This is a genomic window from Kingella potus (genome assembly GCF_900451175.1).
Taxonomy (GTDB): Bacteria; Pseudomonadota; Gammaproteobacteria; order Burkholderiales; family Neisseriaceae; genus Neisseria; species Neisseria potus.
This window is the reverse complement of the sequence record NZ_UGJJ01000003.1, coordinates 133,626-160,100: the sequence shown is the minus strand read 5'-3', so window position 1 is coordinate 160,100 and position 26,475 is coordinate 133,626. Positions and strand designations below refer to the sequence as shown.

Here is a 26,475-nt window from a genome sequence, read left to right as displayed (position 1 = left end):
GTCCGACAAACAACGCACATACAGGAACACCATGAAAGCATTTACCAAACTGACCGCCGTTGTCGCTCCGCTGGATCGTGCCAATGTCGATACCGACGCGATTATTCCCAAGCAGTTTCTCAAATCGATCAAACGCTCCGGTTTCGGCCCGAATGCCTTTGACGAGTGGCGTTATCTCGATCACGGCGAGCCGGGCATGGACAACAGCAAACGGCCGCTGAATCCGGATTTTCCGCTGAACAAACCGCGTTACCGTGGGGCGCAAATCCTGCTGACGCGCAAGAATTTCGGCTGCGGTTCTTCACGCGAACATGCGCCGTGGGCATTGGACGATTACGGCTTCCGCGCGGTGATTGCGCCCAGTTTCGCCGATATTTTTTTCAACAACTGCTATAAAAACGGCCTGCTGCCGATTGTGTTGGACGAAGATACGGTGGACGGGCTGTTTCGGGAAGTGGAAGCAAACGAAGGTTACACGCTGTCCGTCGATTTGGAGCGGCAGATCGTTACCACGCCTTCGGGACAGTCGTTCGCGTTTGAAATTACCGAACACCGCAAGCACTGCCTGCTGAACGGCTTGGACGAAATCGGCCTGACTTTGCAGCATGCCGATGAGATACGCGGCTTTGAAGCGGAGCGGAAAAACAGCCAGCCGTGGCTGTTTCACGGATGAGCGGGATGAGGAAAAATACCAAAGAGGCCGTCTGAAAATATTTTCAGACGGCCTCTTTTATTGCGCGGACGCGTTACAGTACTTTGACAATGCTTTCGCACAGATAGCCGATGTTGGCGTTGGTCATGCCGGCAACGTTGATGCGGCCGGAGCGGACGGCGTAAACGGCAAACTCGTCTTTCAGACGGTCTACCTGTTCGGGCGTGAGGCCGGAGAAGGAGAACATGCCGTTTTGTCTGATGATGAAGCCGAAGTCTTGTTTCGCACCTTTTTCTTTGAGGGTATCGACGAATTTCTGCCGCATTTCTTTGATGCGCGCCCGCATTTCGTCAAGTTCGCCTATCCATTGCGCTTTGAGTGCGGGGTCTTGCAGCACCATGGCTACGGTGTGGCCGCCGTGGGAGGCGGGGTTGGAATAGATGGTGCGGATGATGGCTTTGACCTGGCTGAACGCGCGGTTGGCGGTTTCTTCGTTTTCGGCCACTACGGTAAATGCGCCGACGCGCTCGTTGTACATACCGAAATTTTTGGAGTAGGAGCTGGCGACAAGCAGCTCTTTATTGTGTTTGGCAAATGCGCGCAGGCCGTATGCGTCTTCTTCGATGCCGTTGGCAAGCCCCTGGTAGGCGAAGTCGAAGAGGGGCAGCCAGCCTTTTTCGGCGGACATTTTTGCCAGCGCGTCCCATTGTTCGGGCGTGGGGTCGATGCCGGTGGGGTTGTGGCAGCAGCCGTGAAACAGTACCACGTCGCCTTTTTCCGCTTGGGCGAGGTCGGCGGTCAGACCGTCCCAGTCGAGGGCGTGGGCGGCTTTGTCGTAATAGCGGTAGTTGCGGATGTTTACGCCGACGGTTTCGAAGATGGCGTTATGGTTCGGCCAGGTGGGGGTGGAAATCCAGACGGAGGCGGCTTCGGTTTGGCGTTTGACAAATTCGGCGGCGATGCGCAGCGCACCGGTGCCGCCGAGGGTTTGGGCGGTTTTGGCACGGCGGGAGGCAATGATTTCGCTGTCTGCACCAAAGAGGAGTTTCTGCGTTTCTGCGTTGTAGGCGGCTACGCCGTCGATGCCGAGGTAGTTTTTGGTTTTTTCTTCGGCCAACAGGCGGGTTTCGGCGGCTTTGACGGCTTTGAGTACGGGGGTGTTGCCCTCTGCGTCTTTGTATACGCCGATGCCGAGATTGACTTTTTCGGGGCGGGTTTCGGCTTTGAAGGCTTCGCCCAAGCCGAGGATGGGATCGGCGGGGGCGGTTTGGATTTTGTCGAAGAACATATTTTTCCTTTCTGGAAACGGGGTTGGAGGGGGAATGCTGCCGCCGGTGTTTATACTGCCGGGCGGTTTGGAAGGCAAGTGTCTTTTTTCAGACGGCCTGTCCGGCTTGCGGCAGCGGACAGGCCGTCTGAAAAGGGGCGGGTGTCAGGTAGGCTGTTCCGCTCCGGCAGGTGCCGCCGTATGTGCGGTGTGCGCTGCGGACAGGGTGGCGATGGCCTGGGTAAATTCGGATACGTCGTTAAAACTTTTATAGACGGAGGCGAAGCGGACATAGGCGACCTGGTCGGTGGCGAGCAGGGCTTCCATGGCCATTTCGCCGACTAGCTGCGAGGACACTTCTTTGAGGCCGAGGCGGTAGAGGCGGCCTTCGATAACGGCAACCAAGTCGTCTACGTCTTCGCTGTCGAAGGGGCGTTTGTGCAGGGCGCGTTCGAGGCTGGTGCGCAGCTTGTGGGCGTTGTAGGGAACGCGGCTGCCGTTGCTTTTGACGATGTCGGGCAGGCGTACGTCCAGGGTTTCGACGGTGATGAAGCGTTTGTCGCAGGCGTGGCAGCGGCGGCGGCGGCGGACGCAGTTGCCGTCTTCGGTGAGGCGGGAGTCGGTAACCTGCGTTTCGGTGTGCTGGCAGAAAGGGCATTTCATGGCGTGGTTCTCATGCGGATGCGCCGACGGCGCGGGCAAGGGCAAGCCCTTCTTCTGTGGAGAGGTAGCGGGGCGGATCGGGGCATTCGCGCCGGACGATTGCGCCGTCGCGGAACATGACGAGTTCGTCGCAGGCAAACTGCTGCCAGGTTTCGTTTTCGGTGAGGGGGAGGGTGGCGATGACGGCCACGCGGTCGTTTGGCGTGGTAACGGCGGAGAAATCGACGGCGATGTCGTCGTCGAGCAGGCGGGCTTCGCCGAAAGGTGCCTGGCGGACGATGTAGTGCAACAGGGTGCTGGCATGGGCGAACATGACCTGTCCGTCCGACAGGATGAAGTTGAAAAGGCCGTGGCTGCGGATTTCGCGCACGAGGCGGGACAGGGTGCGGAACAGGGTGTCGTCGCAGGGGCGTTCGTCGGATCGGTTTCTCAGCTCTTCAAGTATGTGGCAGAAGGCGCGTTCGGAATCGGTGTTGCCGACGGGGCGGTAGTAGCGTCCGCGTGCGGGGGTGAAGTTTTGCAGGTGGCCGTTGTGGGCGAACATCCAGTAGCTGCCCCACATTTCGCGCACGAAAGGATGGGTGTTGGCAAGGGAAGTGCGGCCGCTGGTGGCTTTACGGATGTGGGCGATGACGTTTTCCGATTTGATTTGGTAGGCTCTGACCAGGTCGGCAACGGGGGAATTTGCGCTGGGCTTGTCGTCGTGGAACAGGCGGATGCCTTTTTGTTCGAAAAAGCCGATGCCGAAGCCGTCTACGTGGTGGTCGGTGAGGCCGCCGCGTTTGCGGAAGCCTTCAAACGAGAAAACGATGTCGGTGGGGGTGTTGCAGTTCATGCCGAGAAGCTGGCACATGGCTTTATCCTTTTTTCAGACGGCCTGACAAACATTGTTTACAAACGTGCGGATTCTATCACAGGCGGAAGGTTTGCCACAGGCGGCGGAGGCCGTCTGAAAAGGATGTTTCAGACGGCCTCCGCCGAGAAACAGGGGAAAGGGCTGTGAAAGGCGGGGCTGCGTTGCGGCGGACGGGGTGCGGGTGTTCTGCATGAATATGTCCTGCCTGCGCAGGAGGCCGTCTGAAAAAACGCAGGCCTGCGGCGGCATGGCTTGGCTGCAATGGGTTAGAATGCCGCTTTTTTCAGGAAGCATACTTTATGAATACCGCCGTTTTCCCTGCCGCCGCATTGTCGTTCTGCCTGGCTGCCGCTGCCTGCGCGGGCAACCCGCAGCCTGTTCCCACCCATGCAGCAGAGCATCCGGCCGCGTCGCGCAATCTGATTGTTTTTTATGACGCGCAAACCGGCAGTGCGCCGCTGTTGCAGGCCGCGCAGGCGTATGGCGCGAAAGTGGTGTACGAATACAAAACAATGAACGGCTTTGCCCTTGCCGTGCCGCAGGGCAAGGATATGGCTGCGGCGGAGGCTTATTTTTCCAAGGTGCGCGGTGTTTTGGGGGTAAACCGCGATCAGAAGCTGCAGCTTCATTAGGCAGATAAGCGCGAAAGGCCGTCTGAAAACCACCACGTTTTCAGACGGCCTCACGCTATGCAAAGGCCGTCTGAAAAACGTACAATCCGCCGTTTTCCCGCCATCCCCCACCGCCGCACGGCAAAACCCTCCATGACCACCACCCGAACACACAACATCGTCGTCGGCCTCTCCGGCGGCGTAGACTCCTCCGTAACCGCCGCCCTCCTCAAACAACAGGGACACCAAGTGCGCGGCATATTCATGCAAAACTGGGAAGACGACGACAACGACGAATACTGCAGCATCAAACAAGACTCCTTCGATGCCATCGCCGTGGCCGACATCCTCGGTATCGACATCGACATCGTCAACTTCGCCGCCCAATACAAAGACAAAGTGTTCGCCTACTTTTTGCAGGAATACGCCGCAGGCCGCACTCCCAATCCCGACGTATTGTGCAACGCCGAAATCAAATTCAAATGCTTCCTCGATCACGCCATCGGACAAGGCGCAGACCTGATTGCCACCGGCCACTACGCCCGCAAAGAAATACGCGGCGGCCTGCATTACCTGCTGAAAGGCACAGACGGCAGCAAAGACCAAAGCTATTTCCTCTACCGCCTGCGGCAACACCAGCTCGAACGCGCCGTTTTCCCGCTGGGCGGCCTTGAAAAAACCGAAGTCCGCCGCCTGGCCGCCGCCCTGCACCTGCCCACCGCCGCCAAAAAAGACAGCACCGGCATCTGCTTCATCGGCGAGCGGCCGTTCCGCGAATTTCTGCAAAAATACCTGCCCGCCCATAACGGCCGCATGGTAACGCCCGAAGGCAAAACCGTCGGCGAACACCTCGGATTGACCTTCTATACCATCGGCCAGCGCAAAGGACTGGGCATAGGCGGTGCGGGCGAACCGTGGTTTGTCGCCGGCAAAGACCTGCCGCGCAACGAACTCATCGTCGTACAGGGACACGACCACCCACTGCTCCACACCCGCAGCCTCACAATGGACGATTTGAGTTTCACCCTGCCCGAACGCCCGCAGCCCGGCCGCTACACCTGCAAAACCCGCTACCGCACGGCCGACGCACCTTGCGAACTGCGCTATTCGGACAACAACACCGCCGAACTCGTTTTCGACGCTCCGCAATGGGCGGTAACCCCCGGCCAGTCGGCGGTTTTATACGACGGAGCAATCTGTCTGGGCGGCGGCGTGATTACCGCTGCCGGCGCGTAAAAATTGCCAAATCGCAGAAAATCAATGCCAAAACCCGTTATGTAGAAATCGTTGCGTTGTTTGCACTTTTTCAGGCTGCCCTGCTTTCGTTTTTTGGTTGTATGATAATGTAGTGCTTTCACAGATTATCAAGAGCTATGCAGCTTTGCCGTGCCTTTGGCGTTCTTGACAATCTGTGAAAGCTACTGATTTTTCCTGCATCCAAAATCCGAAAAGTGTAGATAATGCTGTTAATTTCTACATGGTACAGTCTTTTTGCGGGTACTTTCCAAGATGGGACGGATGTGTTTAAACTGTCCGCGGCTGATATCGCCAGGGTATGCTTTTCTCATCCTGTTATGTTCTCATTTTTGAGAAAGACTATAAAGCAGGTTGTAAGACGGCATAGTAAGTTGTAGCTTCCTCTCTCATCTCGTAGTGCTACAATGTTTGACGAATTGGCCGGCCGCATCATCACGTTGTAGCTTCCTCTCTCATCTCGTAGTGCTACAATAAAGAATTAACACACGAGTGTTATAGTTTCGTTGTAGCTTCCTCTCTCATCTCGTAGTGCTACAATCGAAACCGCTAGCGTTTGCTGTTTCGCATAGTTGTAGCTTCCTCTCTCATCTCGTAGTGCTACAATCCCCTTAACTGGCTGGCTTGACCTTTTCAGGTTGTAGCTTCCTCTCTCATCTCGTAGTGCTACAATTATAAAGCGCAAATAGGCGGCTTTACAGGCGTTGTAGCTTCCTCTCTCATCTCGTAGTGCTACAATTTTTGGCGGATGCGGGCGGTGTGGCTGTCGGTTGTAGCTTCCTCTCTCATCTCGTAGTGCTACAATCCCGCCTTTGTTTGTGTCGGCTTTGGGCTGGTTGTAGCTTCCTCTCTCATCTCGTAGTGCTACAATGGGTCTCCATTCAGATAGCCCTGATGCAAGGTTGTAGCTTCCTCTCTCATCTCGTAGTGCTACAATAAGTGTTGCAGGTTTAAGGCTTTAAGGTTTGTTGTAGCTTCCTCTCTCATCTCGTAGTGCTACAATAGTCGCCTATGTCTCATAACCACAAGCGACGTTGTAGCTTCCTCTCTCATCTCGTAGTGCTACAATAGGATACGCGGATAGGCGTATCCTGCCTGCGTTGTAGCTTCCTCTCTCATCTCGTAGTGCTACAATCGGTGTGTAGCCAATCCTTCCACATAGGGCGTTGTAGCTTCCTCTCTCATCTCGTAGTGCTACAATGCGACACCGCCTTGTAGGTGCAGCCGAATTGTTGTAGCTTCCTCTCTCATCTCGTAGTGCTACAATACGCAAATTTGCGGCCTTTACGGCTGTTGCGTTGTAGCTTCCTCTCTCATCTCGTAGTGCTACAATTTTTGCCCATCTCATTGCCCCGTTTTCCGTGTTGTAGCTTCCTCTCTCATCTCGTAGTGCTACAATAGACAGGGCGGGCGCAACCGCTGCAACCTGGTTGTAGCTTCCTCTCTCATCTCGTAGTGCTACAATGCCGCAAAGGCCGCAAATTTGCGTTTTTAGGTTGTAGCTTCCTCTCTCATCTCGTAGTGCTACAATGCTGTCTGTTTTTCCGCGTCTGTGCAGTGAGTTGTAGCTTCCTCTCTCATCTCGTAGTGCTACAATCGCGCTATTGACAGCCGCAGCGCACGCCTGGTTGTAGCTTCCTCTCTCATCTCGTAGTGCTACAATATCCAAACGCGAAACCCTGATGTATTAAGGGTTTCGCGTTTTATTTTGCGGGAAAATTCTGCTTCAAAACAGCAAAAGTTGGTCGGCATTGACCTTTTTTTCACGCGTTTTCGGTGTGCCGATTAGCATGGTCATGCCCGCATACTGCTTCTCGGTAACCTCCAAATAGCGCACCTGTCCCTCTTCGGGCAGGTTGGCCTGCAAGCGGTTGTGGTGTTTTTGCAACGCATCGCGGCCGCGTACGATGCGTGAATACACCGACAATTGCAGCATCTGATAGCCGTCTTTTTGCAGAAACTGGCGGAAGCGGTTGGCGGCTTTGCGCTTCTCGGCTGTGGTTACGGGCAGGTCGAAAAACACGATCAAACGCATAAATTTGGCCTCACTCATAATCCTGCACCTGTAAAGGCAGCATTTCAGGCAGCTTTAAGGTTTTCGCCCCGTCGCCGGTTAAGGCTGTCTGAAAAGACTGGATGGTGCGGTCGATTACCGCAAGCAGGGTAAACCTGCGCCCGTTCAGGCCGATTTGATGGTAAAGCAACGATACCAGTTGCTGCTTGGCGGTAGGCGTCAGCGTGTCGGGCAGGCTACCTGAAAGCATCTGTTCATAAGTCCACAAATCAACAATTTGCCGATACGGCTCGATAAAGTCGTCGGCCAGATTAAAGGCATTCAGCTCGCTGCGGTGGTGCAGCCCTAGAGCGGGCAGAAAGCCGTATTGCACCAGCGCCCGCGCCACGGCGGAGCGGACGATGCTGTAACCGTAATTCAGGCAGGCATTGATACCGTTTTCGGCGTTGCGGGTGAACTCGTCGCCGAACAACACCCTGAAATACAGCGCGGCGGCTTGGCTTTCGGCATAGCCTTTGTCGCCCGATTTGACGCTGTCTGCCAAAGCATTCAGACGGCCTGCCGCGAGATCGTGGCCGCTGTAATCCGACACCCAAGCCTGATTGCGGATTTTTTGCTTCACAATCTGCTGCCAAAACTGTTTTTTCTGCGGCTGCGTCATCTCCATCTGCAATTTCAGGATTTTCAGGCAGCGGTGGTATTGCGCAAACGGCAGCCATTGGCCGCAAGGCAGAAACTGCTCGTCGCAGGTCAGCAGGCTGATGCCGTGTTCCGCCAAAGCAGACAGCAGCGGCGCGGTCAGCACCACCTCGCGCGACTCGACCACAATCACGGCAATATCTTCCAGCGGCACGGGAATCTCCTCGTCCTGCCGGATCAGCAAGTGCCGCTGTTGCAGCGACAAGCGGGCGGGTCTGCTGATAACGATGCTGCGCCAAGTCATACGTTTTCTCCTTATTGTTTTTATTTTTTCAGACGGCCTTTATGGTTTGCTGATGCCGTTTTCAGGCAGCCTGAAAATCGCTCGGACAGAAAAAACGGCTACGCCCTTAAAGGCGCAGCCGTGTGCTTTACTGCTTTTTGGATTTTTTGACCCGCAGGCTCGGGCGTGGTTCGGCTTTGCACAAGCGGATTTCCTTGCCCAAGGGGTCGATTTGGTATTTTTGGAAGGACTGAACGGTTTTTACACCAAGGCTACGATGTAAACCATCTTTGCCTTTGGTTTTGTCCATATCATGTTCTTTGATATGAATGTTGCTCGTTGCTCTATCTAGTCCTGAAAAATAGCCAAATATACGCCCCTTTTTACTGATGATTTCGACTAAATCATTAGGACACAATGAAAATCTAAACTCATAACTTGCATCCATTACATCCCAATCAGATTCATCCTTACCTGACGCCACTGCCCGATTCGGCAAAATCCCTTCCGCCACCTGCCACGCATACACCGGCACCAGATAGTTCTTACCGCCTTTGCCGTACACGTCCACCCGCACCATCGTTGCGTTATCGGCAATACCCTGCGCCCGTCCGCTGCGGTCTTTGCGGATCATCACGCCGCTTTTCTGCACGTCTTCCACGCGCACCGATCTGACCAAACTGCCTTGCCCGCCGTCTTTTGCGGGCTTGTAAAACGGTTCGGCAAACGCTTTGGCGGGGTCGTCTTTGTGTGCAGCTAAACGTTCCAGCAAGGCCGCATACAGCGCGGGTTCGCGGTCGGGATAGCCGACGATTTTCTCGACATCTTTGCTTTTCAGCATGGACAAAGGTTTCTTCACCGTGCTGATTTTCTCGTCTAAGCGTTTGGGCGAACGCACGGTTTCCAAATGCCCCTGCCCCGACATTTTCCGCATCGGCATCCGCGATACAAACAGCGGCACAACATGCTCGTGAACGGCTTCTGGGCGGCTGTCCAGTTTTTCCGCCAACTCGCGCACAGGGTCGTCTGAAAACACCCGTATCATCACTTCTCGGCGGAAAAAATCCCACGGTTGCGGAATGCGCGATTTGATTTCGCCCGTTTCGGTATCCACGGTTTCAAACGTTTCGCGCCGCTGCATGGCTTTGGTAATTTTCTGCTGCATAGACACGGTGGAACACGCCACCACCACCGCATCAAGCGCATGGTGGCGGTCGTTTTCTTCGCGCACTTTGCGCAAGCCCCACAAACCGCGCAGCAGCGAAGTGATTTGGCCGTTGGACGCAAACACGCGGCGTTTGCCCGCGCCTTCCAGATGCAGGTTGTCGCCGATAAAATTGCACAAAAAACGGGCAATATAGCGCGTATCGTTCAAATTGCGCTCAATAAAGCCCTGCTCGTCCAATTTGGCCGTCTGAATGCGCTGTTTTTTGGCATACGGGAAACGGCAGCCGGCCACCCGCGCCTGAAACTCACGCCAGCGCGGGCTGTTGTTCGCACCGTCCAAATATTCGTACGGCGTTTGGTTGCGCTTTTTCTGGTTTTCGCTGCCCAGCACCAAAACTTTGTTGTTGAAACTGTCGTCCCAAGTGCGCGAAAACGGCAGCGCGTGATCCACTTCCACATAGCCTTTTTCGTTCAGGCGGCGCAAATCGATTTCGCCGCCCGAATACAGGCATTTGCCCTGCTGCTGTTCGTACAGGCGCAGTTTCAGAATATCGCCGCCTTTCGGTTCGCCGACAAAATACGGAAACAGTTCTTTGAAATGCGCGGCGGCGCGTTCGCGGTCTTTGCGGTTTTCTTCTTGGCGTTTTTCGATTTCCTTACGGTCTTTAAACGATTTGCCCAACTCTCGCGCGGTTTCGATGTGTACGCGCTGTGGCGAACCGTAGCGGCGGATGATGGCGTTAATCACTTTGCGCGCCTGCGTGAGCGTGCGGAACACCACGGGATTGCGGATATCATCGGCCTGAATGTGCGGCAGCAGGCGGCTTTCTTCTTTCTTTTTCAAACCGTAATGGTTGCCATATACGACCCGGCAGGCTTCATCGTAACGCATACCCTGCTCCATCAGCGGCAGGATTTTGGAAAGAGTCTTTAACGACAAATGGATAAACTCATCAAAATTCAGCCCTTCCAACAATGCCTGTAACACATTGACAGGTAATACGCCAGAAGCTAGATATTGAGTCATATCCTCATCTGCCAAATACTCAATACCACTATCACATTCGTCTAGAACCCCTCCGCCCCAAAAATTACGGATGGCCAATACGGTTTTAGAAGCTACTTTTCCTGTTAAATAATTCAGAATATCTTCGTCTGTTTTATATAACGAAAATGCCGTCCCAACCGCATCCAAAAGTTCCGGCTTTCCTGCCAAACTTTGCCATTCCGTTTTCAAACCCGCTTTTTCCAAGGCTTTACGGACAGCGTGCCACGCCCTCATTTCCATCAGCGTAGTACTGCTTTCGGCTTTGAGGCCGTCTGAATCCTTACCGTAGCGCAAGCCTTTGAATACCGCGCTTTCAGGCAGCCCCAACAGTTTTCGCACTTGCGCGTAAGTCAGTTTGGCTTTTTTATACGGCTCGTCCAACAGCATTTTGCGCTCGCCCTCGTCCAAAGCGCGTTCTTCGCCGTTGTGCAGAATCCGCAGATTGTTCAGTTTGGTCAGCCACACAAAACGCTCAGCCGAATAAGTGTTTTTCGCCGCCTTGTATTCAGACGGTTCAAACGTGCATTTGCCCAGCATCTTCAATACTGCCTCGCCCTGCAACGCGCTGCGCTGGGTCATCAGCAAATTATCGGCCTGTCGTTCCAAATCCACCGTGGCAAACGGGTTGCCCAATTCGCGTTGGCGCGCAAACAGCAGATGCAGCTCCACCTGCAAATCTTGGCGGTTGAACGTGTGTGAATAATCGCCGCCCTTGTTGCGCATATGGCCGTTGGCTTGGGCAAAACGTTTCAGCGCCAACTCCGCCGCCGTGCGGTATTCGTCGGACGCTTCCGCCAGCAGCTTGCTGTTTTCCGCCACACCCGCCAGCAGCCGGCCCAGCTCTTTATCGTCGGTTTTCATCTCGCTTTTACGTTGCGACAGATAACCGCGATGCTTGACCAAATGCAGCAGCACCGCCGCCCATTCTTTGTTGCCCAGCTTTCTGTCCAAACCTTGCACGCGCAACTGCCACGCATCAATCGGCAAATCCAAAGGCAGGCCGTCTGAACCGAAATCCGCCGCCGTCAAAATCCCCGACTGTTTCAGCGTGCGGCGCAGACGCAGCAGACGGTGCGCCCGACGGCGGATTAAACGGCGTATGCTCCGCGCCACACGCCGCCCCGCCGACAAAGATTCACCCGTTTTCGGCTCTTCCGCCCGTTCGAAAACCCGCACCCCGCAATCCAGCAGCCCGACGGGGTTTTCTTCTTCGTCCACCAGCACTAGTGCCCAACCGACGCTGGCAATTCCCAAATCGAGACCTAAAATGTATCTGTATGTCTTATTCATCACAAAAAACCTTGCATTATCCATTAAAAATAAATAATTTTGCATATATTAACGGTGTTGTACTAAAAAATAAACACTTGCAGGCACGAACAACTTTGGCTAGAATTTGGAACATTGTTGCACTACGAGATGAGAGCCGTTGCTACAATAAGGCCATCTGAAAAGATGTGCCGCGACGTAAAATACATTATGTATGAGCCCCTGCCCGACGCAAGTCAGACAGGGGCATCGTCTTTTCAGAAACCACGGGTATTTTGAAAAGACGGTTTTACCTTTTCCAAACCGCCTGAAACCGTTTTCAGACGGCCTCCCGCTTTATGGCATAATTCTGCCTTTTGCTGCCCGCTGCGGCAGCTGTTTTGAGAACGTATTCCATGACCAAACGCAAAATCCTCGTAACCTCCGCGCTGCCCTATGCCAACGGCAGCATCCACCTCGGCCACATGGTCGAACACATCCAAACCGACATCTGGGTACGCTTCCAAAAGCTGCGCGGCCACGACTGCCACTACTGCTGCGCCGACGACACCCACGGCACGCCCGTGATGCTGGCCGCGCAAAAACAGGGCATCGCCCCCGAAGACATGATTGCCAAAGTGCGCGAAGAGCATTTGGCCGACTTCACCGGCTTCCATATCGGCTACGACAATTACTACAGCACCCATTCGCCTGAAAACAAAGAGCTTTCCGAACAAATCTATCTCGCCCTCAAAGCCAGCGGCAAAATCGAAAGCCGCGTCATCAAACAGCTTTTCGACCCCGAAAAAAACATGTTCCTGCCCGACCGCTTCGTCAAAGGCGAATGCCCCAAATGCCACGCCCAAGACCAATACGGCGACAACTGCGAAAGCTGCGGCACGACATACAGCCCCACCGAACTCATCAAACCCTATTCCGCCGTATCGGGCGCAACCCCCGTATTGAAAGAATCCGAACATTTCTTCTTCAAGCTCGGCGAATGCGCCGGCTACCTGAAAGAATGGACGGCCGGCAGCACACAGCTTTCAGACGGCCGCATACAGCCGCATCTGCAAGCCGAAGCGCTGAACAAAATGAACGAATGGCTCGGTAGCGGCGACAACGGCGAAACCACGCTCTCCGACTGGGACATCTCGCGCGACGCGCCCTATTTCGGCTTTGAAATCCCCGGCGCGCCCGGCAAATATTTTTATGTGTGGCTGGACGCGCCCGTCGGCTACATGGCCTCGTTCAAAAACCTGTGCGGCCGCACCGGCCTGGATTACAACGAATATTTCCAAGCCGGCAGCCAAACCGAGATGTACCACTTCATCGGCAAAGACATCCTCTATTTCCACGCCCTGTTTTGGCCGGCCATGCTCAAATTCAGCGGCCACCGCGCCCCCACCGGCGTGTTCGCCCACGGCTTCCTCACCGTGGACGGCCAGAAAATGTCCAAATCGCGCGGCACGTTTATCACCGCCAAATCCTATCTGGAACAAGGCCTTAATCCCGAGTGGATGCGCTACTACATCGCCGCCAAACTCAACAGCCGCATCGAAGACATCGACCTCAACCTGCAAGACTTCATCGCCCGCGTCAACAGCGATTTGGTGGGCAAATACGTCAACATCGCCGCCCGCGCATCAGGTTTCATCGCCAAACGCTTCGAAGGCCGTCTGAAAGACGTTTCAGGCAGCCCGCTGCTGGCCAAACTTGCCGCCGAGCGCGACAACATTGCCGCCGACTACGAAAACCGCGAATACGCCAAAGCCCTGCGCGACATCATGGCGCTGGCCGATGCCGTGAACGAATACACCGATGCCAACAAACCGTGGGAGCTGGCCAAACAAGAAGGGCAGGAAGAGCGTCTGCACCAAGTATGCAGCGAGCTGATTAACGCCTTTGCCGTATTGAGCGTTTATCTCGCCCCCGTATTGCCGCGCGTTGCCGGGAAGGCCGCCGCGTTCTTAAACATTCCCGCACTTTCGTGGAACATGGCCGCGCAAACCCTGCCCGCAGGCCACGCCGTCAACAAATACGAACACCTCATGCAACGAGTGGAGCAAACACAAGTGGACAACTTAATCGAAGCCAACAAACAAAGCATTCAGGCAGCCGCCGTGCCCGCCCAAGCCGCCGAAACCGAAAGCCAATACGAAAAAGTCGCCGAACAGGCATCGTTTGACGACTTTATGAAAATCGACATGCGCGTGGCCAAAGTATTGAATTGCGAAGCCGTCGAAGGCAGCACCAAGCTGCTCAAATTCGACCTCGATTTCGGCTTCGAGCAGCGCGTGATTTTCTCCGGCATCGCCGCCAGCTACCCCAATCCCGCCGAACTCAACGGCCGCATGGTCATCGCCGTGGCCAACTTCGCCCCGCGCAAAATGGCCAAATTCGGCGTGTCCGAAGGCATGATACTCTCCGCCGCCACCGCAGAGGGCAAACTGAAGCTGCTTGATGTGGATGCAGGCGCACAACCGGGGGATAAAGTGGGCTAGTCCCCAAAAGCTGCCTGAAAACACAAAGGCCGTCTGAAATACAACTCCAACCACGTTGGAAGCTGTTTTCAGACGGCCTTTCATCGTCATAGTTTGCGGCTCAGGCATCCATGCCCGACGCTTTGCTATCCGACAATTTGATTGATTTGAACATTTGTATCGAGAAAATGCCGACAAATTAAGCCATAGAATTTGCCTCCCAAGCTCCTTGCTTATTTCATGTTTGCGATAACGAAAGGCCGTCTGAAACTTTCAGACGGCCTTTTGTGCTTTTTGACAAAATCAAAATCCGTTCCGCTTTGCCCGCCCATCAGGCCAACGGGCTGCCGTTTGTGCCGTAGCGGAAGGTTGCGTTTGGCACAACGGTGTTGTCTGCCCGGTCTTTGCGGCTGGCGGGGGCTTGGTCGGGCTGTACGTTTTGGCAGACGGCCGATAACAATATGCGGGGGCTTATTGCAGCAGCAGTCCGCCATCGACGGTGTAGGAGCTGCCGGTAACGTAGCTGGCTTCATCAGAAAGCAGGAATAACGCCACCGCTGCCGCTTCTTCGGCATCGCCCACCCGTTTGAACAGCACGCTTTGCGCCAGATTTTCTTCAAATTGGTCGCGGACTTCTTCGGGAATGATGGAGCGCAGGTTGCTGGTTATCGGGCCGGGGACGAGGGTATTGACGCGGATTTTGCGTGGCGCAAGTTCCGCCGTCCAGCAGCGTGCCGCCGACAACAGCGCCGCTTTGGTCGCCGCATAGAGCGAGACTTGCGGCATTCCTTCATAAACCGCAGTTGACGAAGTTACCAGCACCGCCGCGCCTTCACGCAGATGCGGTGAGAGTGCGCCCATTTGCAGCATCGGGGCGAAGACATTGACTTGAAATATGTTTTCAATCATCGCTTGGTCGCATACTTCCAGCGGTGCACCGGTAACGTAGCCGGCGTTGAGCCACAGGCCGTCCAGTCCGCCCGCTTTTTCCACCACGGGCAAGAGCCGCTCCAGCGTTTTGCCGTCGGTTACGTCGTCGTGGATGACGATGGCTCGCTCGCCCAAGAGTGCGGCGGCGGCGTGTAGGCGGCTGGGCGTGCGGCCGGTGATGATGAGGCGCGCGCCTTCGGCAATCAGGCGTTTTGCCCCTGCAAGGCCGATGCCGCTGCTGGCGCCGGTGATGAGGATGGTTTTGTCGGTAAAGCGCATAAATGCTCCTTGTGTTAATGGGTGAAATTCACCCGATAAGTTTCGCAGAAAAACCCTGCCCACACGCTACGCGCCCTCGTCCTGATGCCGCCGCAGCCACTCTATCGCGGCGGCTTTTTCCTGCGGGCTGCCGTATTGTGCGTCGCGGCGGTAGCGGCGCAATGCGGCTTTGCGGCGGTCGGCTTCGATTTGGCGGCTGTTGAAGCTGTCGCGGTTGGCCGGTGTGCTGCGCTGCGCCTGCTGTGCGTTGGCACGTGCCATAGCCTGCGCAATCAGGCTTGCGGGATCGAAAGCGGATTGGGCGGCAGGCGGCTTGTCCGCGCCCTCCGCACGGGTGCGGCGGACGGCGGCTTCTTTGGCGGCGCGTTCGGCCTTTTTTTCCTGTTCTTCCCGCGCCCGGCGTGCCTCGCGCTTCCGATAGCGGGCGCGGGCATGGGCGGCGGCGGCGAAGCGCGGCGGCAAACCGGCTTCGGACAAAGTGCGCGCCTGCGGCAGGAAACGGTTTTCAGACGGCCTCATATAGATGCAGTCCACCGGACACGGCGCAACGCACAAGCCGCAGCCGGTGCATTCTTCGGCGATCACGGTGTGCATGAGTTTGGACGCGCCCATAATGGCATCCACGGGGCAGGCGCGGATGCAGGCGGTGCAGCCGATACAGGCCGATTCGTCTATCCACGCCAGTGCCGGAAGCTGGATTTTGACGGGCGCGAGCGGCGGCTTGCCGAGCAGCCCGGCAATGTCGAGCATCACGGCTTCGCCGCCGGGTGCGCACAGATTGACCGCCGCTCCGCCCGCCGCCAAGGCTTCGGCATAGGGCAGGCAGCCGTCATAGCCGCATTCGCGGCATTGCGTCTGCGGCAGCAGGCGGTCGATCTCGGCGGAGGAAACGGCGTTCATAGCGGAACCTGTCGGCATAAAGAAAGGGCGGTATTTTAACAGATTCAAATCCTTGCAAAAATCCTGCGGCTGGCGGAAAACGCAGATGCCGCCGTACCGCCTGTGCGCCCCGCCGCAGCTGTCCCGCTTTTCAGACGGCCCGGCAGGCCGGTTTGCCTGTTTGGGCAAACAGGTGAAATTGGACAAAAAGTCCTAAAAACTAATCCGATTGGATTGTGTGAAAGAAAATTTTGGCTTTCTTATTGTCAGAATGTCTAATTTCAGTATAATCGCGGCTTCTTTAAAGAAACGGCCAATGACGATTGGACAAAAAAATGCAACTGAACATAGACCGCTTAATTGCCTATTTCGGCGGCGTGAATACGCTGGCCGAAGCCTTAAAGCAGCAAGATCCGCAAAATGCCGCCAGCACTGCCGCCATCTACAAATGGCGTACGCGCGGTTCGCTGCCGCTTGCGCAGCTCAACAGGCTTATCGCCCTGGCCGAAGCGCAGGGCAGGCCGCTGGATCTGAACGCCTTTATGCACCGGCAAACCGACTTGGAGAAAACCACCATGCCCCATTACGACAACCGTGTCATCATTTTCGACACCACACTGCGCGACGGCGAACAGTCGCCCGGTGCCGCCATGACCAAAGAAGAAAAAATCCGCGTTGCCCGCCAGCTTGAAAAACTGGGTGTAGACGTGATTGAAGCGGGCTTTGCCGCCGCCAGCCCCGGCGACTGGGAAGCCGTTCACGAAATCGCCAAAACGCTGACCCGCGCCACCGTCTGCTCGCTCTCCCGCGCCGTTGAAAACGACATCCGCAAAGCCGGCGAAGCCGTTGCCCCTGCCGAACGCCGCCGCATCCACACTTTCATCGCCACCAGCCCCATCCATATGGAACACAAGCTGAAGATGAAGCCGCAAAAAGTGATTGAAGCGGCGGTAAAAGCGGTAAAAATCGCCAAAGAATATACCGACGACGTAGAGTTTTCGTGTGAAGACGCACTGCGTTCCGACATCAACTTTCTTGCCGAAATCTGCGGCGCGGTCATTGAGGCGGGCGCGACCACCATCAACATTCCCGACACCGTCGGCTATTCGATTCCGCACAAAACCGAAGATTTTTTCCGCGAACTGATTGCGAAAACCCCCGGCAGCAGCAAAGTGGTGTGGTCGGCACACTGCCACAACGATTTGGGCTTGGCCGTTGCCAACTCGCTCTCTGCCTTAAAAGGCGGCGCACGCCAAATCGAGTGTACCGTCAACGGCTTGGGCGAACGTGCGGGAAATGCCTCGATTGAAGAAATCGTCATGGCGCTGAAAGTCCGCCACGACGTATTCGGCATGGAAACCGGCATCGACACCACCCAAATCGTGCCTGCGTCCAAACTGGTTTCCACCATCACCGGCTACCCCGTGCAGCCCAACAAAGCAATCGTCGGCGCAAACGCCTTTGCCCACGAGTCGGGCATCCACCAGGACGGCGTGCTCAAACACCGCGAAACCTACGAAATCATGTCGGCCGAATCCGTCGGCTGGGCGGCCAACCGTCTGAGCCTGGGCAAACTCTCCGGCCGCAACGCCTTTAAAACCAAGCTCGCCGACTTGGGCATAGACTTGGGCGGCGAAGAAGCCCTCAATGCCGCATTCGCCCGCTTCAAAGAACTGGCCGACAAAAAACGCGAAATCTTCGACGAAGACCTGCACGCGCTGGTTTCCGACGAAATGCACAGCCTCGCCCAAGATGCCTACAAATTCATCTCGCAGCGCATCACCACCGAAACCGGCGAAGAGCCGCGTGCCGAAATCGTGTTCAGCATCCAAGGCGAAGAAAAACGCGCCCAAGCCACCGGCTCCGGCCCTGTCGATGCCATTTTCAAAGCCATCGAAAGCGTGGTGCAAAGCGGAGCGGTATTGCAGCTCTATTCGGTAAACGCCGTAACCGAAGGCACGGAAAGCCAGGGCGAAACCAGCGTACGCCTCGCACGCGGCGGACGTGTGGTCAACGGACAGGGCGCGGACACCGACGTGTTGGCCGCCACCGCCAAAGCCTACCTCTCCGCCCTCTCCAAACTGGAATTCAGCGCCGCAAAAGTCAAAGCACAAGGCGGCATCTGATTTCGCACCGCCGCAAACACAGGCCGTCTGAAAATCCGTTTGCAGGATTTTCAGACGGCCTTTCTGCCGAATTTGGGGGCGCGTGCGTCGCGGCGCGACACACCCTACAACAGTCGCAGATATTGGTTTTCAGACGGACTTTTGCCGAAGTTCGTGGAACGCGTGCGTCGCGGCGCGACACACCCTACACCGGTGGCGGGGACGGATTTCCAGCGGGGAGAGGCTTGCGCAGCATCAGGTAGGGTGTGTCGCCCCGGCGGCGCACGCGTCTTTTACTTCGCCGTGGATTTGTCCTGCCGAATCGATTACAAGCAAAAGGCCGTCTGAAAAACGGTTTTCAGACGGCATCTTGTTCCGGCAGCCACAGCTCGGGCTGGATGCCGGGCTGTTCGAGGTGGGAGATGCCCAGGCCGATGAGGCGGTAGCCGCCTTCGCTGTCGGGCGGCATCCGTTCGGCCAGTTCGCGGGCGGCGGTCAGCAGGGCGGCGGCATCGGGCAGGGGGGAGGAGTAGGTGAGGCTGCGGGTGAGGGTGCGGAAGCGGGTGGTTTTCAGTTTGAGGGTAACGCTGCGGGCGCGGCATTTTCTGCGTTCGGCCTGCGCCCACAGGTCGCCGGCCAAATGCGGCAGGTGTTGCAGGATGAGGGCCAGGGGCAGGTCTTCGGGCAGGGTGATTTCGGTGGAAATCTGTATGCGTTCGCGCTCGGGTCTGACGGGGCGGTTGTCGGTGCCGCGTGCGAGGTCGTAGAGGCGGTAGCCCCATTTGCCGAAGAGGTTGGCGAGTTCGCCGCGTTCCATGCGGCGCAGGTCGCCGGCGGTTTTGAGGCCGAGGCGGTGCATTTTTTGCAGGGTTACTCTGCCTACGCCGGGGATTTTTTCCAGCGGCAGGGCGGCGAGGAAGGCTTCGGTTTTCTGCGGGGGCAGGGCAAACTGGCCGTCGGGTTTGTTCCAGTCGGAGGCGATTTTGGCAAGGAATTTGTTGGCGGCGATGCCGGCGGAGGCGGTGAGGCCGGTTTCGGCTTTGATGTCGGCGCGGATGAGGCGGGCGATGTCGGTGGCGTAGGGCAGGTTTTGTTTGTTGCGGCTTACGTCGAGATAGGCTTCGTCGAGGGAGAGGGGTTCGATGAGGTCGGTGTGGCGTTGGAAGATGCGGTGTATCTGCCGGGAGACTTGGCGGTAGAGGGGAAACTGCGGCGGGACGAATACGGCTTGCGGGCAGAGGCGGCGGGCGGCTGCGGCGGACATGGCCGAGTGCAGGCCGTAGCGGCGGGCTTCGTAGGAGGCGGCGCAGATGACGGAACGCGCTCCTTCCCAGGCGACGACGACGGGCAGGCCGCGCAGTTCGGGGCGTTCGCGCAGCTCTACCGAGGCGTAGAACGCGTCCATGTCGATGTGGATGATTTTGCGCTGCTGCATGGCGGTGGGCGGATGGGGGAGGCCGTCTGAAAACGGGTTTGCGCGTGCGGGGGAGGGTCGGCGTGTCTGCTACGGGCAGTCCGGAAAGACGAAGGATTTGCCGTTGTGCGGGTTGGCGGCTTTGGCGGCGGCGAGGAGGGCGGGAAAGTCGAGGCCGTATTGCGCGGCCAGTTTGGCGGCGCGTTTTTTCAGGCTGTCGAAATTCAGCGTCGGCGGGGTGCGGCAAAAGGCGGTTACGGCGATGTTGCCGTGGCTGGCGGCGGGAATTTGCAGCACGCGGCCGCCGAATGCGGCGGAGAGATCGGCAAGGAAGCGCGGGTAGCGTTTGTCTCCGCTCCACCAGTTGGCGACGAAGATGCCGTCGGCGGCAAGGGCGCGGCGGCAGTCGAGGAAAAATTCTGTGCTAACCAGGCTGTCGATGATTTGTTCGCCGTCGAATCCGTCCACCAGTAAAACGTTGGTGCCGCCGAGCAGGGTTTTGACGTATTGCGCGCCGTCGGCTTCGATGATTTCAAAGCCCGTGCCTTCAAAGGGCAGCTCGAACAGGCTGCGGGCAACGGCGATGACCTGCGGATTGATGTCGATTGCGCTTTGGCGTGTATCGGGCAGGTGTGCGTCTATCCAGCGGGCGAACGATCCGCCGCCCAAACCGATTTGGGTGATGTGTGCGGGCGGGTCGGCAAACAGCAGCCAGCCCATCATGGCGCGGCTGTATGAGAGGACGAGTTCCGCCGGATTGTCGAGGTTCATCGAGCTTTGGATGGTGCTGCTGCCCAAGTGCAGGGAACGGATGCCGTTTTCTTCGGAAATGCCGACTTCGGGCAGGGCGTTTTGTGCCGCCCGCAGGCGGCGGTAGGGATGGCGGGGCATGGCTGGTCCTGAACGGATGGGTCGGATTTATTCGGCTTCTTCAATCCATGCCTGCTGCACGGCTTCGAGGATGCGCTCGCCGCAGCGGGCGGGGTCGTCGTCGAAATGGGGCAGGGCGAGAATCAGATCGCGCAGTTGGGTAAAGCGCAGGGTCTTGGGATCGATGCTGTCGCCGTGCAGGTCGTAGAGTTCTTCGGCGATGCGTTGGGTGTCGGTCCATTTCATGGCTTGGGTTCCTTGTGTCCGTTGTTTTATCAGAGGCCGTCTGAAAGGCTGCGGGCAGGGTTTTGCCGGCGGATTTTCAGACGGCCTGTTTAATGGTCTTCGCGGGCGTGGTTGATGGTGTATTTGGGGATTTCGACCACCAAATCCGTGTCGGCAACCACGGCCTGGCAGCTCAGGCGCGAGTCGGCTTCCAAGCCCCAGGCCTGATCGAGCAGGTCTTCTTCGAGCTCGGTGGGGTCTTCCATGCTGTCGAAGCCTTGGCGGATGATGACGTGGCAGGTGGTGCAGGCGCAGGATTTTTCACAGGCGTGATCGACTTCGATGTCGTGGTCGAGCAAAACGTCGAGTACGGTTTTGCCCTCGGGCGCGTCTTCGATGACCGCGCCTTCGGGGCAGAGTGTTGCGTGCGGGAGTACGGTGATTTTGGGCATTGTTTTTTCTCTTTGATGAAAGCGGTTTGTGTATTTCGTTCGGGCGTATTCGGGGCGGTGTGCAAGCGTTGCGGGCGGCATTTGCGCACTTTGTTTTCAGACGGCCTTTTTATGCGGCAGGCCGTCTGAACGCCATGCGGCAGACTCAAATATCGTCGATGCTCTGTCCGGCCAACGCCCTTTGGATATTGCGGTTCATACGTTTGGCGGCGAAGTTGTCGGTACTTGCACCGAGTGCGGACACGGCGGCGCGGATGTCTTGGGCGGTGCCGTTTTTCAGACGGCCTTCGAGCGCGGCGATGCTGCTGCGGATGGCGGTAAGCTCCGCTTCATCGAGCAGGTCGGCATCGAGTTCCAGCGCGGCGGCTACTGCGTCAAGCAGGCTTTCGGCTTCGACCACGGCTTCGGCACGGGCGCGGGCGGCCATGTCTCCGGCGGCGTTGGCCATGCTGTCTTTGAGCATTTGCGTGATGGTGTCATCGTCGAGGCCGTAGGAGGGTTTGACTTCGATTTGCGCCTGCACGCCGGTGGACTGCTCCTGCGCGGATACCGACAACAGGCCGTCTGCATCGACTTGGAAGGTTACGCGGATACGCGCCGCGCCGGCGGCCATAGGCGGAATGCCGCGCAGGGTGAATTTGGCCAGGCTGCGGCAGTCGGATACCAGCTCGCGCTCGCCCTGCACGACGTGTACGGTCATGGCGGTTTGGCCGTCTTTGAAGGTGGTGAAGTCTTGGGCGCGGGCGGTGGGGATGGTGGAGTTGCGCGGGATGATTTTTTCGGCCAGTCCGCCGTAGGTTTCGAGGCCGAGCGAGAGGGGAATTACGTCGAGCAGCAGCCATTCGCCGGCGGTTTTGTTGCCGGCCAGCACATCGGCCTGCATGGCTGCGCCCAGTGCGACGACTTGGTCGGGATTGAGATTGTTGAGCGGGGTTTGGCCGAAGAATGTGGCTACGGCCTGCTGGATGTGCGGCATACGGGTCGAGCCGCCTACCATAATCACGCCTTTGATGTCGGCTTTGGATACGCCTGCGTCTTTGAGTGCCTGCTTTACCGGTTCGATGGTTTTTTGCACCAGATGGCGGGTAAGCTCTTGGAATTCTTGGCGGGTAACGGTGGCGCGTACTTGGCGGCCGTCTGAAAGGGCGGCTTCGATGAGGGTTTGCTCGTGTGCGGTCAAATCTTCTTTGGTGCGGCGGGCGAGCGAGAGCAGCAGCCGGCTGTCTTGGTCGTTGAGTTGCGAGAGGCCGAGTTGTTCGAGCAGGTGGCAGAACAGGCGTTGGTCGAAATCGTCGCCGCCCAAGGCGCTGTCGCCGTTGGTGGATTTGACTTGGAACAGGCCTTTGCTCAATTCGAGTACGGATACGTCGAGCGTGCCGCCGCCGAGGTCGTACACGACAAATGTGCCTTCCGAGCCGTTGTCCAGGCCGTAGGCGATGGCGGCGGCGGTCGGCTCGTTGAGCAGGCGCAATACGTTGATGCCGGCCAAACGCGCCGCGTCTTTGGTGGCCTGACGCTGCGCGTCGTCGAAATAGGCGGGTACGGTAATCACCGCGCCGGTAAGCTGCCCGCCCAAACTTTCTTCGGCACGGGTTTTCAGGGCTTTCAGAATTTCAGACGATACTTCGATGGGCGTTTTGATGCCGTGGCGGGTGTTGATTTCGACCACATGGCTGCTTTGGCCGAAACGGTAGGGCAGGTAGTGCGCCTCCTGCGACAAATCGGCCAGCGTGCGGCCGATAAGGCGTTTGGCGGAGCTGACGGTATTGAGCGGGTCGGTTGGCTGTTCGGCAAGGGCTTCGTGTCCGATACCGATTTGGCCGTCTGAAAGATAGCGTACGACCGAGGGTAGGGTAACGCGCCCGTTTTCGTCGGGCAGGCATACCGCGCTGCCGCTTTTCACGGCGGCGACTAGGCTGTTGGTGGTACCCAGGTCGATGCCGACGGCAAGGCGGTGCTGGTGCGGGGCGGCGGACATGCCGGGTTCGGCTATTTGGAGGAGTGCCATAATGTCGTTGTATGCTTGGTTGGAGGAGGGCGGCCGGCTGTTCGGACTTTGTGGAGCCGCGTTTTCAGACGGCCTCTGCCAGCTCGGAGATTTCTTGGTTTAATTTATCGAGAAAACGTCCCTGCCTTACAAGCTGCGCGGCGGTTTCGTATTCCCGGCGGTCGAACGCCTGTTGCAGGCTGTCGTGAAGTGCGCTTTGTTCGGCACGTATTTCGGCTGCCAGCGTATCCAGCACGGTTTGATCCTGCCGTGCGCGGGCTTCGGCCAGGGTTTCGCGCCATTCCATCTGCTGCATCAGAAATTCGGGGGCAAAGGCGGTATGCTCGGGCGCGTCGGCATCGATGCCCTGCTGTTTGAGCAGGTAGGCGGCGCGGTCGGTCGGTTTTTTGAGCGTGCGGTAGGCTTCGTTGACGGTGGCCGACATCATTACGGCCTGTTTCTGCTCAAAGGCGGAAGCGGCGGTAAAGCGGTCGGGATGGAAACGGGCGGCAAGCGTGCGGTAGCGGGTTTCCAGCTCCGCCTCGTCCAGCGCGAAACCTTCGGACAGTCGGAACAAATCAAAGTATTGGCTCATAACGGTTTCTTGCGGTTTCAGACGGCCTTTTATATAATCCGCCGCCTCATTTGGAAAAAGGAAATACGAATGTCTGCGAAAGTACAGCACAATAAGGGCAAAATCCGCGACAACGCATTAAAGGCCCTGGTCAGATCCAATCTGTTCCGGTACAAAACGGAGCGGAACAAAAAAGGCAAAGGCAGCTACAACAGGCAGGCTGCGAAAAAATGGCGGGACGGTTTTGGAAACTGTCCCGTCTTTTTTATGTGCTCAAACGTGGAAACTTTCGCCGCAGCCGCATGAGTCCTTCACATTCGGGTTTTCGAATTTGAAGCCTTCCTGCAAACCTTCCCGAGTGTAATCGACTTGCGTGCCGTCGAGATAGACCAGGCTTTTCGGGTCGACAAACACTTTCGCGCCGTGTTCTTCAAACACCAAATCTTCGGCGGCAGGTTCATCGACAAATTCGAGGTTGTAAGCCATGCCCGAGCAGCCGCTGGTTTTCACGCCCAAGCGCACGCCGAGGCCTTTGCCGCGTTTGGCCAAATGGCTGTTGATATATTTGGCGGCATTTTCTGTGATGCTAATCATGATGGATCCTTTCCTTTGTTTCGGCTTTCGACAAATCTTTCTCCGTGCGGGCGGAGAAAGATTTGTCGGCCGAAGCGGTTTCAGACGGCCTCTGAGACCGCTTGCTCCGGCTATCCGGCAGCGGCGGCTTCCGGCTGTTTCACGGCAGGCAGACCGGTCGGTTCCACTCCGGCAAAGCACACGGCGTTTTTTCCGCCGGCAGACAATATGGTTTCAGACGGCCTTAAATCCGTATTTCAAATGGAAGGAAAGGCCGTCTGAAAACTGCAACGGTTTATACGGAAGCGGCTTCTTTTTTCTTGCGGTAGTCGGCTACGGCGGCTTTTACCGCGTCTTCGGCCAAAATCGAGCAGTGGATTTTTACCGGCGGCAGTTCCAATTCTTCCGCGATTTCGCTGTTTTTGATGGCTAAGGCATCATCCAAACTTTTGCCTTTTACCCATTCGGTAATCAGGCTGGACGAGGCAATGGCCGAGCCGCAGCCGTAGGTTTTGAATTTTGCATCTTCGATGATGCCTGCGTCGTTTACCTTGATTTGCAGGCGCATCACGTCGCCGCATGCGGGCGCGCCGACCATGCCGGTGCCGACGGAGCCGTCGCCTTTGTCGAAGGTGCCGACGTTGCGGGGGTTTTCGTAGTGGTCGATTACTTTGTCGCTGTATGCCATGATATGTTTCCTATATGTTTTATGGTGTTATGTGTCAAATTGTCTGGAAAAACAGTTTTCAGACGGCCTTTATTTTTCCTGCTCCATCAATGTGCCGCCCACTCAATCGCGTTCAAATCAATCCCGTCTTTAAACATTTCCCACAAGGGGGAAAGTTCGCGCAGTTTGCCGATTTTGGATTTGATCAGTTCGGCGGCATAGGCGGCTTCTTCTTCGGTAGTCATGCGGCCGAAGGTGATGCGCAGGGAGGAGTGCGCCAGTTCGTCGTTGCGGCCGAGTGCGCGCAAAACATAGCTGGGTTCGAGACTGGCGGAGGTGCAGGCGGAGCCGCTGGATACGGCGAGTTCTTTTACGGCCATGATGAGACTTTCGCCTTCGACAAAATTGAAGCTGACATTCAGATTGTTGGGTGCGCGGTGTTCCAAATCGCCGTTGATATAGACTTCTTCGATGCCTTCGATGCCTTTGAGGAAAATGTCGCGCAGTTTCAGGTAATGGGCGGTGTCCTGTTCGAGTTCTTCTTTGGCAATGCGGAAGGCTTCGCCCATGCCGACGATTTGGTGGGTGGGCAGCGTGCCGCTGCGGAAGCCGCGTTCGTGACCGCCGCCGTGCATTTGCGCTTCAAGGCGTACGCGGGGTTTGCGGCGGACGTAAAGTGCGCCGATGCCTTTGGGGCCGTACACTTTGTGGCCGGACATGGAAAGCAGGTCGACTTTGGCGGCTTCGACATCCACCGGCACTTTGCCGCAGGCTTGGGCGGCATCCACATGGAAGATGATTTTGCGTTCGCGGCAGATTGCGCCGATGGCGGGAATATTCTGCACCACGCCGATTTCGTTGTTCACCCACATGACGGAAATCAAAATAGTGTCGTCGCGGATGGCGGCTTGGAGTTCGTCCAAATCAACCAGGCCGTTTTCCTTTACGCCCAAATAGGTTACGTCAAATCCCTGACGCTCGAGCTCGCGCATGGTGTCGAGTACGGCTTTGTGTTCGGTTTTGACGGTGATTAAATGTTTGCCTTTGCTTTTGTAAAAATGCGCTGCGCCTTTGATGGCGAGATTGTTGGACTCGGTAGCACCGCTGGTAAAGACGATTTCTTTCGGGTCGGCATGAATCAGCGCGGCGATGTCGGCGCGGGCTTTTTCGACAGCTTCTTCCGCCACCCAGCCGAAGCTGTGGCTGTTGGAGGCGGGATTGCCGAAGGTTTCGGTGAGGTAGGGGATCATTTTTTCGGCCACGCGCGGATCAACGGGGGTGGTGGCGGCGTAGTCGAGATAGACGGGGGTTTTGACGGTCATGGTTTGGTCTCTC

The 26,475-nt window shown here is 56.9% G+C and carries 23 protein-coding genes, 1 pseudogene and 1 CRISPR repeat array; of the genes and pseudogenes, 6 read left to right on the top strand and 18 right to left on the bottom strand.

From position 1 onward, the window contains the following. Window positions 1-31 precede the first annotated feature (31 nt). Complete coding sequence (leuD, locus tag DYE40_RS10795) at window positions 32-673, top strand: 3-isopropylmalate dehydratase small subunit (protein WP_115309107.1); 642 nt, start codon at window positions 32-34, stop codon at window positions 671-673. Window positions 674-746: 73 nt separating this feature from the next. Here the strand turns inward: leuD and DYE40_RS10790 are convergent, their stop codons facing one another. The 4 genes from DYE40_RS10790 to DYE40_RS10775 all read right to left on the bottom strand — a co-directional run bounded on the left by DYE40_RS10790 (window position 747) and on the right by DYE40_RS10775 (window position 3,732). After that, window positions 747-1,940, bottom strand: a complete 1,194-nt coding sequence (locus tag DYE40_RS10790; RefSeq protein WP_115309106.1) for an amino acid aminotransferase — start codon at window positions 1,938-1,940, stop codon at window positions 747-749. A gap of 144 nt (window positions 1,941-2,084) precedes the next feature. Then, complete coding sequence (gene nrdR / locus DYE40_RS10785; protein WP_115309105.1) at window positions 2,085-2,582, bottom strand: transcriptional regulator NrdR; 498 nt, start codon at window positions 2,580-2,582, stop codon at window positions 2,085-2,087. Window positions 2,583-2,592: 10 nt separating this feature from the next. After that, complete coding sequence (locus DYE40_RS10780) at window positions 2,593-3,435, bottom strand: class II glutamine amidotransferase (RefSeq protein WP_115309104.1); 843 nt, start codon at window positions 3,433-3,435, stop codon at window positions 2,593-2,595. A 15-nt stretch (window positions 3,436-3,450) separates the two neighbouring features. Further along, entirely contained in the window at window positions 3,451-3,732 is a 282-nt protein-coding gene (locus DYE40_RS10775; RefSeq protein WP_115309103.1) for a hypothetical protein, read from the bottom strand. Window positions 3,733-3,737: 5 nt separating this feature from the next. Here DYE40_RS10775 and DYE40_RS10770 point away from each other — a divergent pair, with 5 nt between their 5' ends. Both DYE40_RS10770 and mnmA read left to right on the top strand, forming a co-directional pair. Beyond that, window positions 3,738-4,070: a hypothetical protein gene (locus DYE40_RS10770; RefSeq protein WP_115309102.1), complete on the top strand. Its 333-nt coding sequence runs from the start codon at window positions 3,738-3,740 to the stop codon at window positions 4,068-4,070. Between the two features lie 132 nt (window positions 4,071-4,202). Beyond that, window positions 4,203-5,285 carry a tRNA 2-thiouridine(34) synthase MnmA gene (mnmA, locus tag DYE40_RS10765; protein WP_115309288.1) on the top strand — a complete coding sequence of 361 codons (1,083 nt, stop codon included), beginning with the start codon at window positions 4,203-4,205 and terminating at the stop codon, window positions 5,283-5,285. A 391-nt stretch (window positions 5,286-5,676) separates the two neighbouring features. Next, window positions 5,677-6,966: a CRISPR direct-repeat array (repeat unit 36 nt; unit sequence GTTGTAGCTTCCTCTCTCATCTCGTAGTGCTACAAT). A 63-nt stretch (window positions 6,967-7,029) separates the two neighbouring features. Here mnmA and cas2 read toward each other — a convergent pair. The 3 genes from cas2 to cas9 form a co-directional block, all read right to left on the bottom strand. Beyond that, the gene (gene cas2, locus DYE40_RS10755) at window positions 7,030-7,356 is read right to left on the bottom strand and encodes a CRISPR-associated endonuclease Cas2 (RefSeq protein ID WP_115309101.1); all 327 of its coding nucleotides are present in this window, start codon (window positions 7,354-7,356) and stop codon (window positions 7,030-7,032) included. Further along, window positions 7,349-8,260, bottom strand: a complete 912-nt coding sequence (gene cas1, locus DYE40_RS10750; RefSeq protein WP_115309100.1) for a type II CRISPR-associated endonuclease Cas1 — start codon at window positions 8,258-8,260, stop codon at window positions 7,349-7,351. Before cas1 ends, cas2 begins: the two co-directional genes overlap by 8 nt. Window positions 8,261-8,387: 127 nt before the next feature. Further along, the gene (gene cas9 / locus DYE40_RS10745) at window positions 8,388-11,744 is read right to left on the bottom strand and encodes a type II CRISPR RNA-guided endonuclease Cas9 (protein WP_115309099.1); all 3,357 of its coding nucleotides are present in this window, start codon (window positions 11,742-11,744) and stop codon (window positions 8,388-8,390) included. Between the two features lie 374 nt (window positions 11,745-12,118). Between cas9 and metG the strand changes: the two genes are divergently transcribed. After that, window positions 12,119-14,206, top strand: a complete 2,088-nt coding sequence (gene metG / locus DYE40_RS10740) for a methionine--tRNA ligase (RefSeq protein ID WP_115309098.1) — start codon at window positions 12,119-12,121, stop codon at window positions 14,204-14,206. 450 nt (window positions 14,207-14,656) lie between these two features. On the opposite strand, the gene DYE40_RS10735 is transcribed toward metG, so the two are convergent. Together DYE40_RS10735 and DYE40_RS10730 are read right to left on the bottom strand one after the other, a co-directional pair. Continuing rightward, on the bottom strand, window positions 14,657-15,394 hold the full coding sequence (locus DYE40_RS10735) for an SDR family NAD(P)-dependent oxidoreductase (protein ID WP_115309097.1): 738 nt from the start codon (window positions 15,392-15,394) through the stop codon (window positions 14,657-14,659). Between the two features lie 66 nt (window positions 15,395-15,460). Continuing rightward, complete coding sequence (locus DYE40_RS10730; protein ID WP_115309096.1) at window positions 15,461-16,294, bottom strand: RnfABCDGE type electron transport complex subunit B; 834 nt, start codon at window positions 16,292-16,294, stop codon at window positions 15,461-15,463. A 314-nt stretch (window positions 16,295-16,608) separates the two neighbouring features. On the opposite strand from DYE40_RS10730, the gene DYE40_RS10725 reads away from it, so the two are divergent. Further along, complete coding sequence (locus DYE40_RS10725) at window positions 16,609-18,399, top strand: 2-isopropylmalate synthase (RefSeq protein ID WP_115309287.1); 1,791 nt, start codon at window positions 16,609-16,611, stop codon at window positions 18,397-18,399. A 337-nt stretch (window positions 18,400-18,736) separates the two neighbouring features. Here DYE40_RS10725 and dinB read toward each other — a convergent pair whose 3' ends face one another. The 6 genes from dinB to hscB form a co-directional block, all read right to left on the bottom strand. Further along, window positions 18,737-19,813 carry a DNA polymerase IV gene (gene dinB / locus DYE40_RS10720; RefSeq protein WP_115309095.1) on the bottom strand — a complete coding sequence of 359 codons (1,077 nt, stop codon included), beginning with the start codon at window positions 19,811-19,813 and terminating at the stop codon, window positions 18,737-18,739. Between the two features lie 69 nt (window positions 19,814-19,882). Further along, on the bottom strand, window positions 19,883-20,683 hold the full coding sequence (locus DYE40_RS10715) for a polyamine aminopropyltransferase (protein ID WP_115309094.1): 801 nt from the start codon (window positions 20,681-20,683) through the stop codon (window positions 19,883-19,885). A 27-nt stretch (window positions 20,684-20,710) separates the two neighbouring features. Next, window positions 20,711-20,908 carry a Fe-S cluster assembly protein IscX gene (gene iscX, locus DYE40_RS10710; protein WP_115309093.1) on the bottom strand — a complete coding sequence of 66 codons (198 nt, stop codon included), beginning with the start codon at window positions 20,906-20,908 and terminating at the stop codon, window positions 20,711-20,713. Window positions 20,909-20,997: 89 nt separating this feature from the next. Then, the gene (fdx, locus tag DYE40_RS10705; RefSeq protein ID WP_115309286.1) at window positions 20,998-21,339 is read right to left on the bottom strand and encodes an ISC system 2Fe-2S type ferredoxin; all 342 of its coding nucleotides are present in this window, start codon (window positions 21,337-21,339) and stop codon (window positions 20,998-21,000) included. A 145-nt stretch (window positions 21,340-21,484) separates the two neighbouring features. Further along, complete coding sequence (gene hscA, locus DYE40_RS10700) at window positions 21,485-23,347, bottom strand: Fe-S protein assembly chaperone HscA (protein ID WP_115309092.1); 1,863 nt, start codon at window positions 23,345-23,347, stop codon at window positions 21,485-21,487. Window positions 23,348-23,411: 64 nt separating this feature from the next. Continuing rightward, on the bottom strand, window positions 23,412-23,921 hold the full coding sequence (hscB, locus tag DYE40_RS10695) for a Fe-S protein assembly co-chaperone HscB (RefSeq protein ID WP_115309091.1): 510 nt from the start codon (window positions 23,919-23,921) through the stop codon (window positions 23,412-23,414). A 69-nt stretch (window positions 23,922-23,990) separates the two neighbouring features. On the opposite strand from hscB, the pseudogene DYE40_RS10690 reads away from it, so the two are divergent. Next, window positions 23,991-24,235 (top strand): annotated as a pseudogene (locus DYE40_RS10690) (alternative ribosome-rescue factor A). Here DYE40_RS10690 and iscA read toward each other — a convergent pair. From iscA to DYE40_RS10675, 3 genes are all read right to left on the bottom strand, one after another. Next, window positions 24,174-24,494 carry an iron-sulfur cluster assembly protein IscA gene (gene iscA, locus DYE40_RS10685; RefSeq protein ID WP_115309089.1) on the bottom strand — a complete coding sequence of 107 codons (321 nt, stop codon included), beginning with the start codon at window positions 24,492-24,494 and terminating at the stop codon, window positions 24,174-24,176. The pseudogene DYE40_RS10690 and the gene iscA sit on opposite strands and share 62 nt — an antisense overlap. Before the next feature lie 274 nt (window positions 24,495-24,768). Beyond that, window positions 24,769-25,161: a Fe-S cluster assembly scaffold IscU gene (iscU, locus tag DYE40_RS10680; RefSeq protein WP_115309088.1), complete on the bottom strand. Its 393-nt coding sequence runs from the start codon at window positions 25,159-25,161 to the stop codon at window positions 24,769-24,771. An 86-nt stretch (window positions 25,162-25,247) separates the two neighbouring features. Then, window positions 25,248-26,462 carry an IscS subfamily cysteine desulfurase gene (locus tag DYE40_RS10675; protein ID WP_115309087.1) on the bottom strand — a complete coding sequence of 405 codons (1,215 nt, stop codon included), beginning with the start codon at window positions 26,460-26,462 and terminating at the stop codon, window positions 25,248-25,250. Window positions 26,463-26,475: the final 13 nt, after the last annotated feature.

Bases quoted from the DNA above. Each gene is read 5' to 3' on its own strand.
- leuD (WP_115309107.1), top strand. From the start codon at position 32: ATGAAAGCATTTACCAAACTGACCGCCGTTGTCGCTCCGCTGGATCGT.
- DYE40_RS10790 (WP_115309106.1), bottom strand. From the start codon at position 1,940: ATGTTCTTCGACAAAATCCAAACCGCCCCCGCCGATCCCATCCTCGGC.
- nrdR (WP_115309105.1), bottom strand. From the start codon at position 2,582: ATGAAATGCCCTTTCTGCCAGCACACCGAAACGCAGGTTACCGACTCC.
- DYE40_RS10780 (WP_115309104.1), bottom strand. From the start codon at position 3,435: ATGTGCCAGCTTCTCGGCATGAACTGCAACACCCCCACCGACATCGTT.
- DYE40_RS10775 (WP_115309103.1), bottom strand. From the start codon at position 3,732: ATGCTTCCTGAAAAAAGCGGCATTCTAACCCATTGCAGCCAAGCCATG.
- DYE40_RS10770 (WP_115309102.1), top strand. From the start codon at position 3,738: ATGAATACCGCCGTTTTCCCTGCCGCCGCATTGTCGTTCTGCCTGGCT.
- mnmA (WP_115309288.1), top strand. From the start codon at position 4,203: ATGACCACCACCCGAACACACAACATCGTCGTCGGCCTCTCCGGCGGC.
- cas2 (WP_115309101.1), bottom strand. From the start codon at position 7,356: ATGAGTGAGGCCAAATTTATGCGTTTGATCGTGTTTTTCGACCTGCCC.
- cas1 (WP_115309100.1), bottom strand. From the start codon at position 8,260: ATGACTTGGCGCAGCATCGTTATCAGCAGACCCGCCCGCTTGTCGCTG.
- cas9 (WP_115309099.1), bottom strand. From the start codon at position 11,744: ATGAATAAGACATACAGATACATTTTAGGTCTCGATTTGGGAATTGCC.
- metG (WP_115309098.1), top strand. From the start codon at position 12,119: ATGACCAAACGCAAAATCCTCGTAACCTCCGCGCTGCCCTATGCCAAC.
- DYE40_RS10735 (WP_115309097.1), bottom strand. From the start codon at position 15,394: ATGCGCTTTACCGACAAAACCATCCTCATCACCGGCGCCAGCAGCGGC.
- DYE40_RS10730 (WP_115309096.1), bottom strand. From the start codon at position 16,294: ATGAACGCCGTTTCCTCCGCCGAGATCGACCGCCTGCTGCCGCAGACG.
- DYE40_RS10725 (WP_115309287.1), top strand. From the start codon at position 16,609: ATGCAACTGAACATAGACCGCTTAATTGCCTATTTCGGCGGCGTGAAT.
- dinB (WP_115309095.1), bottom strand. From the start codon at position 19,813: ATGCAGCAGCGCAAAATCATCCACATCGACATGGACGCGTTCTACGCC.
- DYE40_RS10715 (WP_115309094.1), bottom strand. From the start codon at position 20,683: ATGCCCCGCCATCCCTACCGCCGCCTGCGGGCGGCACAAAACGCCCTG.
- iscX (WP_115309093.1), bottom strand. From the start codon at position 20,908: ATGAAATGGACCGACACCCAACGCATCGCCGAAGAACTCTACGACCTG.
- fdx (WP_115309286.1), bottom strand. From the start codon at position 21,339: ATGCCCAAAATCACCGTACTCCCGCACGCAACACTCTGCCCCGAAGGC.
- hscA (WP_115309092.1), bottom strand. From the start codon at position 23,347: ATGGCACTCCTCCAAATAGCCGAACCCGGCATGTCCGCCGCCCCGCAC.
- hscB (WP_115309091.1), bottom strand. From the start codon at position 23,921: ATGAGCCAATACTTTGATTTGTTCCGACTGTCCGAAGGTTTCGCGCTG.
- iscA (WP_115309089.1), bottom strand. From the start codon at position 24,494: ATGATTAGCATCACAGAAAATGCCGCCAAATATATCAACAGCCATTTG.
- iscU (WP_115309088.1), bottom strand. From the start codon at position 25,161: ATGGCATACAGCGACAAAGTAATCGACCACTACGAAAACCCCCGCAAC.
- DYE40_RS10675 (WP_115309087.1), bottom strand. From the start codon at position 26,462: ATGACCGTCAAAACCCCCGTCTATCTCGACTACGCCGCCACCACCCCC.